Below are 12363 nucleotides of genomic sequence, written 5' to 3' on the forward strand. Positions count from 1 at the left end.
AATTTACACTCAAAATTCACCACTCAAAACTCATCACTAATATTTATTATCTATAGCCCTTTAAAATAAGGTGTGCTGAAGCAGGTACGCCATTTTTTAAATGCGTAACATATCAAAACACAAAAAAGAATGTTATTTTAACAGTTTAATACTACGATGGTATTTTCTGAGAAACAAGAATAAGTCATGATTTAAACGAATCTTAAACTTGTTTTAACTAAAAGTGTCTAATTTTTATTACTAAATTTTGTTAGACAAGAAGTACTGCCTTTTTGAGGCTAACTGACAGGCTACGAGTCTGTTAAGATTTATCTAATTTTCATAACAAACTGTGCAGTAGAAATACATGGAATTATTGAACCTTCCTACATTTGACTACAAGTTACAAAAAAAAGATGGGAAATTATACATTTTCGATCAGCTTCGTAAAAAGTATTTGTTTCTAACTCCTGAAGAATGGGTTCGACAACACTTTGTCAACTATCTTATTGTTCATTTGTCATATCCAAAAAGTCTTATCAAACTTGAATCGGGGCTTTCTTATAACAATGTCCAAAAACGTACTGATATTCAGGTATTTGACAGAATGGGTCAGCTATTTATGGTTATCGAATGTAAAGCTCCCTATGTTCCACTTACACAAGCGGTGTTTGAACAAGTGGCTCAATATAATCATACTTTGCGTAGTCCTTATGTAGTAATTACTAATGGCATGAGTCAATACTGTTGTCAAACAAATTGGGATACCTTCCAGATTAACTTTTTGGAAAACCTACCCCTATTCCCATAATTTCATAAATTCATAACTACAAAGCCACACTATCATTGCTGTATGATTATGTATCTTTGTCAAAAAACTACCTTCATTATGAACAAAAAACTCATAACACTGCTTGCTGGACTTTGTGCTGTTGTCACAGATTTATCTGCTCAAACTTCAATAAAGAGTACCTCTAAAGCTACCACAGCAGTTGTAAAAACAGTTCCTAGTAAACCCAAATTGGTGATTGGTATTGTTGTCGATCAAATGAGATATGACTACTTGTACCGTTACAGCAATAAATATACAGCAGGAGGATTCAAGCGTTTGATGGGCGAAGGCTTCAATTGCCGTAATCACCATTACGATTATGTACCAACTGTTACAGCAGCTGGGCACGCAGCTATCTTTACAGGCTCAGTGCCTGCGGTAGATGGTATTATCGGAAACGAATGGTTTGATAGCAAATCTGGACGTACCGTTTATTGTGTAGAAGATTCGACAGTAAAAACAGTAGGAGCGTCTACTTCTGCGGGGTTGATGTCACCCAAAAACTTATTGGTTTCAACTATTACAGACCAAGTAAAAATTGCTCAAAATCATCAAAGCAAAACAATTGGTATTGCCTTGAAAGACCGTGGCGCTATTTTACCAGCTGGTCATACAGCCAACGCTGCTTATTGGTTTGATTCAAAAGATGGTTTCTGGATTTCATCTTCATTTTATATGAATGAATTGCCAAACTGGGTTAAAGAATTTAATGCTCAGAAAAATCCTCAAAAATATGTAGCAAAAGGTTGGAATACTTTGTTACCAATCGAGCAATACACTGAAAGTACTCCTGATGATCAACCATTTGAAGGGAAATTGAGCGGTGAACAAAAACCAGTATTTCCTCATGAGCTTGCAGCACAAGCAGGTGTGAATCTATTGGAAGTGATTCGTTCGACGCCGTATGGTAACTCACTAACTAAAGATTTTGCAGTTTCGGCTATCCAAAATGAGCAATTAGGAAAAGGCGCAAGCACCGATTTCTTGACAGTAAGCTTTTCTTCAACAGATTACGTAGGTCACGCCTTTGGGCCAAACTCGATTGAGGCAGAAGATACTTATATCCGTTTGGATAGAGAAATTGCGTCATTGTTAAGTTTCTTAGATACTTACTTAGGCAAAGACAATGTACTAGTATTCTTGAGTGCCGACCACGGTGTAGCAGACGTGCCTGGCTATTGGCAGTCCAAAAAACTTCCTGCTGGAACAACCGACGGACTTGCAATCACTAATACTGTAAAAGACGCACTAAAAGCTTCTTTTGGCGAGGGAGATTATGTAAGAGCTGATGAAAACAATCAAATTTACTTAAACCATGAGACCTTGAAAACAAGAAATATTTCTCGTGCTCAAGTATTTGAGGTAGTTCAAGCAGCACTCTTGAAAAGGCCTGAAGTTGCCAATGTAGTTGATCTTCAAAATCTTGCGAATGCTACTGTACCAGAATATCAGATTGGTTATATCAAAAATGGCTACAATGTCAAACGTAGTGGAGATATTCTTTACTTCTTAAACCCAGGATGGTTTACAGGACGTAAAACAGGTACAACACACGGTTCGGTATATCGCTATGATACGCATATTCCATTGTTGTGGTATGGCTGGAAAATCAAACACGGTGAAACCTCTAAGCGTACAAATATATCTGATATTGCCCCTACAGTTGCAGATTTATTAGATGTACTAGAACCCAACGGTACCGTTGGTAATATCATTACAGATGTCGTAAAATAGTACGAATGTTTGTTCCTTTTACTAAAAGAGACCTAATTAAGATTGGGTCTCTTTTACTTTTCTAGAGAAAATAACTTATTTTTGAAAAATAACTAGTTTGGTATGATTCATGCAGGAAAAGGTATAAATTCATAAAGAATTTTTAACGCTTAACCCGCATTTTATATTTTCCCAACTTTAATCGAATATATCATCTGAATTTATGAAAATCGCTGTAATTGGAACAGGCTATGTGGGTCTTGTAACAGGGACTTGCTTTGCCGAGACAGGCAATCAAGTAACCTGTGTTGATATCGACGAAAAGAAAGTCGAAAAAATGAAGAATGGTATCATTCCTATCTATGAGCCAGGCTTGGACGTATTGTTCAACAGAAATACTGCTGAAGGGCGATTGAAATTTACGACCAATTTGGCAGAAGGAATCAAAGATGCCAAGGTAATCTTTTTGGCCTTGCCAACCCCTCCAGGCGAAGATGGCTCAGCAGATTTGAAATATATCTTGAAAGTTGCTGATGATTTAGGCCCTATTCTTGACCAGTATGTGGTTATTATCGATAAAAGTACTGTTCCAGTAGGAACTGCCGAGAAAGTACACGCAGCTATTGCTAAAAATGCTTCTGAAGAACTTTTTGATGTGGTATCCAATCCTGAGTTTTTGCGTGAAGGTGTAGCTGTAGAAGACTTTATGAAGCCTGACCGTGTGGTTATTGGTACTCGTTCGGACAAAGCAAAAGCTGTGATGAACAAGTTGTATGCACCATTGGTACGTCAGGGTAATCCTGTTATCTTCATGGATGAGCGTTCGGCTGAAATGACCAAATATGCAGCGAATGCGTTCTTGGCTACTAAAATCACGTTTATGAACGAGATTGCCAACCTTTGTGAAAAAGTGGGTGCTAATGTAGACGATATCCGTCGTGGTATTGGTACAGACTCTCGTATCGGAAAGCGCTTCTTATTTGCTGGTATTGGTTATGGCGGTAGCTGTTTTCCTAAGGACGTTCAGGCTTTAGCAAAAACATCGTCAGATAATGAATACGAGTTCCAAATCTTGAAGGCTGTTATGAACGTAAATGAAGGCCAAAAGACTAAATTAATCCCAACTATCAAAGAACACTTCGGTGGTGATTTGAAAGGCAAAGTATTTGCGATGTGGGGCTTGGCATTCAAACCATACACTGATGATATTCGTGAAGCTCCAGCTTTATACAATATTGAAGAGTTATTGGCTGAGGGCGTAACTATCAAGGCATTTGACCCAGAGGCAATGGAAAATGTGAAGGGAGTAATCGGAGATGTTATCACCTATACAAAAGGTCCTTACGAAGCAATCAAAGATGCTGATGCGGTATTGATTATGACTGAATGGCCACAATTCCGTACACCAGAATTTGAGGTAATGGATGTGTTGTTGAAAAACAAAGTAATCTTCGACGGTCGTAACTTGTACGAACTAGATCAAATGAAAGAACTAGGTTATACTTACTACTCAGTAGGTAGAGACGCAGTTAAATAATGGTGAATTGTGATTTAGTGAATGAGTGTATTATAAAAAATATTCGTTCACTAAATCGCGAAATCTAAACAATATGAAACGAGTATTAATCACAGGTGGAGCGGGTTTTTTAGGCTCTCACCTTTGCGATAGATTTATCAAAGAAGGTTATCATGTTATTGCAATGGATAACCTTATTACAGGTGACTTAAAAAATATTGAGCACTTGTTCAAATTACCTAACTTCGAGTTTTATCACCACGATGTATCGAAGTTTATCCACGTTCCAGGCGAATTAGATTATATTCTTCACTTTGCTTCACCAGCTTCTCCGATTGACTACTTGAAGATTCCAATTCAGACCTTGAAAGTAGGTTCATTGGGTATTCATAACTGTTTGGGATTGGCTCGTGTTAAGAATGCAAGAGTATTGATTGCCTCTACTTCGGAAGTTTATGGTGACCCAACGGTACACCCACAAACAGAGGAATATTGGGGTAATGTAAACCCAGTAGGTCCACGTGGAGTATATGACGAAGCAAAACGTTTCCAAGAAGCTATGACGATGGCATACCATACCTATCATGGCTTAGAAACTCGTATTGTTCGTATCTTTAATACTTACGGTCCAAGAATGCGATTGAACGACGGTCGTGTATTGCCAGCATTTATCGGTCAAGCGTTGCGTGGAGAGGACTTAACAATGTTTGGTGACGGTTCACAAACACGTTCATTCTGTTTCGTTGACGATTTAGTAGAAGGTATCTATCGTTTGTTGTTGAGCGACTATGCTTATCCAGTAAACATTGGTAATCCAGATGAAATCACAATCAAAGAATTTGGTGAAGAAATCATCAAATTAACTGGAACAAACCAGAAATTGATTTCATTACCATTACCAAAAGACGACCCGAAACAACGCCAACCAAATATCACAAAAGCACAGGAGCTTTTAGGTTGGGAGCCAAAAGTTAATCGTGCAGAAGGTCTAAAGATCACTTACGAATACTTCAAGTCATTACCAAACGATGAGCTATACAAAATGGCAGATCACAGAGGTTTTGAAAATTACGAAAGAAAATAACTTTAAATTTAAGTAAATAGCCCACTAAGTGTTTAGTGGGCTATTTACTTAAACTTAAAGTTATTTTGAGAACGTATTACAAATTATGTAGAGGAATTGAATTATAAACAATAGTCCCATCGTTATAAATAATTTGTAACCCAATCTCTTGAAGAGAGAATGTACTATTAGATAAAGGGAATATATAGTTTTGATAGTTACTTTCAAAATCATTTAATGGTATAAATGGAGAATTTAATGTTTGTTGAGGAAATCCTTTATCGATAAATTTTGCCTTTATTTGAGAAATTTGCCCCGAAATAGCTGGATTAATTGAAAGAACAGAGGTGATAAAGTTAGCAGGTAATCTTAGTTCATAATAATAACTTGTATAACCTGGGTTTTCATTGTCAGCATATTCCACTAAATAATATGGGATTGGATTAATATTATATACTCCCCATGGAATCGATTGAATTGCATGGTATGCAGTAGTGTTAATAGGCTTCAAATATACACTAAATGATGTTTTGGGAGAAATGAGACTTAATGTACCGTTTTGAGTAATAGTTCCATTTAATTTTATATTGTAGCTACTAGGAGTACCTCCACCAGTAAAACCTGAAACTGCATCAATAAGTGAACCTAAAATAGTTCCTGAATTCTGCCATACCAATGAATTTATATCTTTTTTTACGATTTTTGCAATTGGGTCAACAGTTGAAGCAATAAATGACGATAATATTTTTGTTCCATCCCAAAAACTCATACCACCTACTTGTGGCTGTGCACTTCCATCGAGTGATATATTTCCAGTTAACTGCAATGATTGATCTACAATATCTGATACAGAAATATTAAATGCTGAAAAATCATCAAAATTTGAAGAATAACCCTGAACATTAAATTCAGCAACCATCCATTGCTGCGGACCTGCAAATGTTACAGCACTTTGTGAAAAGTTATTCGTTGCATTTCCATTTATCAAATCAGCTCTTGTACTAGAAAATTTGAATGAGTTTGGATAGGAACTAGCTGAAGCAAAACTAAGTTTAATTTGCTGCGAAGTTGCAAGTACATTTGATGTATTTAAAACACAAACCCTTAACAGCCCTCTATATTTATTGTACAGTAATAAAAAAGGGAAAGTATTTGCGTCCGTCGAGGTTCCAAAATCACGAGCTACAAGCATCCATCCTTGATTTGGATACATATCAGCTAGACTTGGATTTGTATTTCCAAAAATTTTCTGAGAACCATCTAAGAATGGATTCAAAGTTGATACAGAGCCTATACTACCCGATGCATTATTAAAATAGACATACCAATTAGAGGTAGTCCAGTCCCAATTAGGGTTTAAATTAGGGTCTCCCGCAGGTAATGTTCTTTGAGCAGAAGGTTTATGTAAGTCTTGCTCTTTAAGGAGGGAATCTTGATTACATGACACAAGAACATAACAGAATAGGTAGAAAATAAATTTATACTTTTTCATTATTTGATTTGATTTATTGGTGAACTAACTAATTTACTTATAAAAATATCATAGATATAATAACTAAGATCAATAGGTCTTAAACCAATATGCTTAAGCATATTTAGATAAAAATCAAATATTATAGAAGCTAAGTACAATAGATATAAAAATATGAAAAAATAATGAAAAAGCTATTTTACTTCATTTAATTTATTTTTTCTTCGATAATAATTACTAACTCCAATTTTATGGGATAAACTATTAAAATAACTTTTAAGTAAATTTATATATCATGAAATATCTAAGCTTATGGGTTATATAAAAAAATCCCGCCCTTGTGAGGCGGGATTTTTTTATATGTTAAGTCGTCAAATATTCAACTATTCGAAAATATAACGAATACCGAATTGTGCTTGCCATACGTTGTTTACGTTGATACTCTTAACAAATGAGTCACGCAACAAAATAGTTTGGTTAGCACCAGCAGCATCTTGTACTACTTGAGTACCTAATGTGTAAGTTACAGAACCGTCGCTAGCTACAGTTGCTCTCAATGGGTTTAAGTTAGTAGCAACCCAACCTACACCAAACTTGTTGTTGATTAAGTTACCAACGTTCAAGATATCTGCACGCAAACGGATAATGTTTTTCTTGTTTTTACCAGCTTTGATATAGAAATCTTGCTCTACAGTAAAGTCAAAACGAGTCAACCAAGGAGAATAACCACCGTTACGTTCAGCATATTGACCACGACGAGTTTTCAAGTAATCGTTACCTTCGATGAATGCATCAAATGCAGCAGCTTGTTCAGCTCCAGTATAAACACGTCCACTGATTGTTTGGTTAACAAAATTCAAGTCAGAGCCTTTATTTGGAACAAAAATCAAGTCGTTGATTTGACCATCGTTGTTGAAGTCGTTACCAAAAGTATAAGACTGTCTAAATCCACTGTTAGATACCATACCTAAAGTAAACATAGTAGAACCACCCATTTTACCACCATAGTTCAAACGGTAGTTAACATAACCAACGATACGGTGACGCAAATCGTTATCAGAATAAGCAGCACCTAAGTAGTTTTGACCTGCAACTGTAGGAATGTTAGCCTGAACAGTTGAACCAACTGATTGAAGGTCTTTTGCAACTGCATAAGTATAACCCAACATACCACCAAAACCGTCAGTAGTAGGTTTTTCTAATTTAGCAGTAAATGAATAAGATTCGCCTTTGTCAGTGTTAGAAAGAACAAATACGTTAGTAGTAGCACTGTTGATAAATCTTGTACCAGTGAATCTATCACGCGTATCAACACCTGCGAATTTTGTTGTTGGAGCGTTCAAGTTAGCATCGATATAACGCAATGCGTTGATATTTTTGTTGTAGATAGCTTCAACTGTACCAATCAAACCTAAAGGTAATTTCTGGTCAATAGCGATGTTTGACTTCCAAATCATTGGGTTTTTCAAATCTTCTTTAGAAGCATTCACTACGTAAGCAGGCAATTTTGTAATATCTGTAGTAGTTGGCTTATAAATACTTGGATCCAATGTGAATGGATATTTCAATCTATCAGCAGCTGTTGTAGGGCTAATCAATGCAGTGTTTACACCGTTATTACCCAATTGGTTTGAAACCAATACCTGAGGAATACGTGAAACAAAGATACCAGTACCACCACGAATTTGAGTAGTTTTGTCACCTTTAACATCGTAGTTAAATCCAATACGTGGAGAAACCAAAAGTTTAGCTGTTGGGAATGCTCCTGTATTTACCTTCAAATTAGCGCCATCTTCATCTTTGTATGTCAAACCAGCAACAACAGGGTTATAGAATGAAGCTGAAGTTGAGTTATCATAGCTGAAAATATCAAAACGTACACCACCTGTCAATTTCAAACGATCATTTACTTGGAATTCATCTTGCAAATATGCAGAGTAAGTAGAAATCTTCAAAGTTTGAAGTGGTTCTTCTCCGTTAGGTAACAATGAATATCTATAGTTGAAACGAGCGATTGGAACAGGAGAAGTTGTCAAGTTTGGATTAGCTTTGTAAGCTAAAGCTGCTGTTTTGAAATCGTCGATTGAGTTATACACCCAAACACCATTTGAAGATGGGAAGAATACGTTATTTGAAGTGAAGTATTCGTAAGCAAGACCTAATGTCAATGTGTGGTTACCCGCAAAATAAGACAAGTTGTTAGTCAAATTCAATGTAGAATAATTCAACTTGTTATTTGGAGTAAATGGATCCATCCCCAATGCAGTATAAGTAGATCCATCTTTTAAGATATCAATTGTTGGAAACAAGTTTTGTTGAACACGGTCCTCAGTTTGCTTGTTGTATGTTGCAATAAAGTTGTTAGCAAACTTACTATTAAATGTAGAGTTTAATTCTGCTACAATCGAACGAGTATTATCTTGAATCACATATCCAGTATTCTGCATTGACAAAGCAAGTGCAGAGTTTGTTCTGTTACCGTTACCAGCAGTATTACTTGAGTTAGAGTTACTGATAATAGAACCAGATTGAGAATCATGGTGTGAGTAACGTACAGACAACTTATGATTGTTGTTGATGTTATAATCCAAACGAATCAATGCTTTTGCCGAAGTTACATCATTATTATAATTATCGATGGCTCCACCATCCCAACCAAAGTTGGTTTTCATGAAACTACTTAAATCTTCTAAATCAGCCGCAGTAACACGAGATACGTTACCTGTTGCTCCAGCACGGTTTGCAGACCAAGTCAATGCAGGAGTTGAGCTTTTAAAGTTTTCGTAGTTAGCGAAGAAGAACAATTTATCTTTAATGATTGGACCACCGATTCTGAAACCTGTAGTTTTCTCATCAATATTTACAGTTGGTAAATCTTTACCGTCAGCTTTTTTACCTACAAGGCTACTACCTCTAAAGATATGGTAAGCAGAACCTGTAAATTCGTTTGTACCTGAGCGAGTAACAGCGTTGATACCAGCACCAGCAAAACCAGATTGACGAACATCAAATGGTGCAATGTTTACTTGCACTTGTTCGATAGCATCTAAAGATACAGCAGTTGTACCAGTACGACCACCTGCTTGTGAAGAGCTACCCAAACCAAATCCATTGTTGAATACAGAACCATCAATGGTAAAGTTGTTGAAGCGGCTATCTTGACCACCAAAAGAACGTCCATTGCTATAAGCATTGTATTTGGTGATATCATCAATTGTACGACCAATTGTAGGTAAGCTATTGATTGCACCTGTACCGAAAGTAGCAGCGGCACCAGTACGACCAGAACTAAATACGTCTGAACGAGAAGTTTTTACAACTACTTCATCCAATTGTTTTCCACCATCTTCATCCATTGTGAAGCTAGCGTTTGTTGCAGTACCAAGTGTTGTAAATAAATTTTCTCTTACTTGCTCTTTGTAACCAACAAATGTTACTTTAATTGTAAAAGGACCGCCAACACGTACCCCTGGTAGAGTATAGCGACCTGATGCGTTTGTGGATACACCATAACGTGTACCTGATGGAGTGTGTACAGCAATTACACTTGCGCCGGGAAGTGCTTCACCTTTCTTATCAGTAACAATACCAGAAATTGATGAAGATGTAACCTGTGCAAAAACCTGTACACTTGAAATTGTAGCCATAATTGCAAAAAGCAATGATACAACTACGTTAGTGGTAAAGATTCTTTTCAACATAGTGAATTTGGAATTTAGTTAGAAACTGAATGGATGATTTGGCTACAAAATAACAACAAAAATTTAGTAACAACAAAATTCGAAAATTAACTGAATGTAAATTTCCTTATTGTAATATACTGATTTTTAAGTTTTGGTCATTTAGCCTCTTAAAATAATACTAATTTTTACCCAAACAGTTTAACTAAAAGAATTCTAAACCAATCAGATTTTGTTAATCTATAAGATTAGTATTTTTTAAAGATTCTTTAAAATTGATGTATATACCTATATTTCATGATAAAGGTTTTAATTTTGCTATAAGTCAAGTCAATTTTAAAGATGACTTAATCCGAATTTTATTTAGTTTTTTGTAGCTCCCAAAATCTTTTCAACAAACATTTTAAAAAATCTTTTGAGGAATGAATACTACTCGAAATTTTATTTTCCTGATTGCTTCTACTATGCTACTTTTTAATAGTATAGAAAGTTTTGCACAAAATCTCAAAATTTGTGGGCATCGTGGAGGATTTTATCAAAATTTCCCTGAAAATAGTCCTTCACTTTTTAACTATACATACAAAAATACCAGTTCCACTCCTATTATTCTTGAGCTAGACATTCGAGAAAACCAGAATGGTACTCTCTTTATCTTACACGATACAAGTCTTGATAGAACAACAACTTCTACGGGCTTCCTTAAAACATCCAGCGACTCATTACTTTCAAAAACTTTTTTGAAAAATAGTCAAGGTAATATTTCAAAAATACCTATCCCTTCCTTCAATGATATGCTGATTTGGCTCAAAAATCATCCAAACGCTTGGCTAATGCTCGATGTAAAAGGTGGATTGTTGAAAAAAGTGTACGAAGCGGTACAGCAATACCAACTCGATTCGAGAGTACTTTTTCTTACCTTCAAACCTGAAGATACGAAGGAGGTTTTTCAACTTTCGTCTACTACACATGTATCTGCATTGATTAGGAATGAAGATGATTGGAACAGTATCCAAGCTTTTCAGCCTAATTTCAAGCAGCTAATTGCCTATGTCAGTCCTCAAACTCCTGTATCCCTTATTTCAGCACTAAAAACTAAAGGTGTTCGACTTATGGCAGATTGTAGCGAAAATACTAAAAATCATCCTCAGCCTTTTGAGCCATCGTTTTATCAGAATTTAGCACAAAGTCTTCAATTAGATATAATGATTACTGATTACCCTGTCGAGGTAAGTCGTATCTTTGCAGAAAAAAACAAATAACATTCCTTCTTAGATTTTAGCAGATAGGCGTATTTCATTCGGAATGTACATTTACTAGAAAGCTCTCATATTCGAAAATGAAACTATATTTTAGAAAAGCTGGCGAAACTGGCCAAGCAATTATTATTCTTCACGGTATTTTTGGTTCGTCGGACAACTGGCTTACAATCGGGAAAGTTTTGGCCGATACTTATCAGGTATATATGGTCGACCAGCGTAATCATGGTCAGTCACCAAGAAGCGACGAGTTCAATTACGAAGTGATGTCTGCCGACTTAAAAGAATTTATTGACGATCATCAAATCGAGAATCCAGTAATTATTGGTCACTCAATGGGTGGAAAAACCGTTATGCAGTTTGCACTTAACTACCCAGATTCGTTTTCAAAAATGATGGTGGTTGATATAGCGCCCAAATATTATCCCGTGCATCATCACATGATTTTGCAAGGGCTTGCCGCTGTTGATCTCCCGAATCTTACAAGCCGCACCGAAGCCAACGAAATATTAAAACGTTTTGAAGAAAAAGAAGGAGTTCGTCAGTTTTTGATTAAAAACCTTTGGAGAAATCCAGAAAAAGGAAATCAGTTTGATTGGCGTATCAATGTCCCTGTTATCACTAAGAATATCGATGTAGTTGGACATGAATTAAACAACGAGCACGTGGTAGACCAACCTGTATTATTTGTTCGTGGCTCCGAATCGCACTATATCCAACCCGAAGATGAACGCCGTATTTGGGAAATTTTCCCCAATTATGAGTTAGTTACTGTAGAGGGTGCTGGTCACTGGATACAGGCCGACAATCCACAAGAATTTATCAGAATCACCAGAGAATTTGTACAATAGCG

8 protein-coding genes are annotated in these 12363 nt (G+C 36.1%); 6 read left to right on the forward strand and 2 right to left on the reverse strand.

What is annotated here, in order from left to right; genetic code table 11:
- Nucleotides 1-346 precede the first annotated feature (346 nt).
- The 4 genes from QM491_RS03690 to QM491_RS03705 all read left to right on the forward strand — a co-directional run bounded on the left by QM491_RS03690 (nucleotide 347) and on the right by QM491_RS03705 (nucleotide 5124).
- Nucleotides 347-790 carry a type I restriction enzyme HsdR N-terminal domain-containing protein gene (locus QM491_RS03690; RefSeq protein WP_283325888.1) on the forward strand — a complete coding sequence of 148 codons (444 nt, stop codon included), beginning with the start codon at nucleotides 347-349 and terminating at the stop codon, nucleotides 788-790.
- Between the two features lie 78 nt (nucleotides 791-868).
- Nucleotides 869-2545, forward strand: a complete 1677-nt coding sequence (gene pafA, locus QM491_RS03695) for an alkaline phosphatase PafA (protein WP_283325889.1) — start codon at nucleotides 869-871, stop codon at nucleotides 2543-2545.
- A gap of 202 nt (nucleotides 2546-2747) precedes the next feature.
- Nucleotides 2748-4061 (forward strand): UDP-glucose dehydrogenase family protein, encoded by a 1314-nt coding sequence (locus tag QM491_RS03700; RefSeq protein WP_283325890.1) that lies wholly within the window; start codon nucleotides 2748-2750, stop codon nucleotides 4059-4061.
- 73 nt (nucleotides 4062-4134) lie between these two features.
- The gene (locus QM491_RS03705) at nucleotides 4135-5124 is read left to right on the forward strand and encodes a UDP-glucuronic acid decarboxylase family protein (RefSeq protein WP_283325891.1); all 990 of its coding nucleotides are present in this window, start codon (nucleotides 4135-4137) and stop codon (nucleotides 5122-5124) included.
- A 76-nt stretch (nucleotides 5125-5200) separates the two neighbouring features.
- Here the strand turns inward: QM491_RS03705 and QM491_RS03710 are convergent, their stop codons facing one another.
- Together QM491_RS03710 and QM491_RS03715 are read right to left on the reverse strand one after the other, a co-directional pair.
- A complete protein-coding gene (locus QM491_RS03710; RefSeq protein ID WP_283325892.1) occupies nucleotides 5201-6595 on the reverse strand; it encodes a hypothetical protein in 1395 nt (464 codons plus the stop codon).
- Nucleotides 6596-6957: 362 nt separating this feature from the next.
- On the reverse strand, nucleotides 6958-10275 hold the full coding sequence (locus QM491_RS03715; protein ID WP_283325893.1) for a TonB-dependent receptor: 3318 nt from the start codon (nucleotides 10273-10275) through the stop codon (nucleotides 6958-6960).
- A gap of 401 nt (nucleotides 10276-10676) precedes the next feature.
- Here QM491_RS03715 and QM491_RS03720 point away from each other — a divergent pair, with 401 nt between their 5' ends.
- Nucleotides 10677-11513 (forward strand): glycerophosphodiester phosphodiesterase family protein, encoded by an 837-nt coding sequence (locus QM491_RS03720; RefSeq protein WP_283325894.1) that lies wholly within the window; start codon nucleotides 10677-10679, stop codon nucleotides 11511-11513.
- Between the two features lie 77 nt (nucleotides 11514-11590).
- Nucleotides 11591-12361 carry an alpha/beta fold hydrolase gene (locus QM491_RS03725; protein WP_283325895.1) on the forward strand — a complete coding sequence of 257 codons (771 nt, stop codon included), beginning with the start codon at nucleotides 11591-11593 and terminating at the stop codon, nucleotides 12359-12361.
- The last annotated feature ends 2 nt before the right edge of the window (nucleotides 12362-12363 follow it).

The organism is Flectobacillus longus (assembly GCF_030056705.1).
Taxonomy (GTDB): domain Bacteria; phylum Bacteroidota; class Bacteroidia; order Cytophagales; family Spirosomataceae; genus Flectobacillus; species Flectobacillus longus.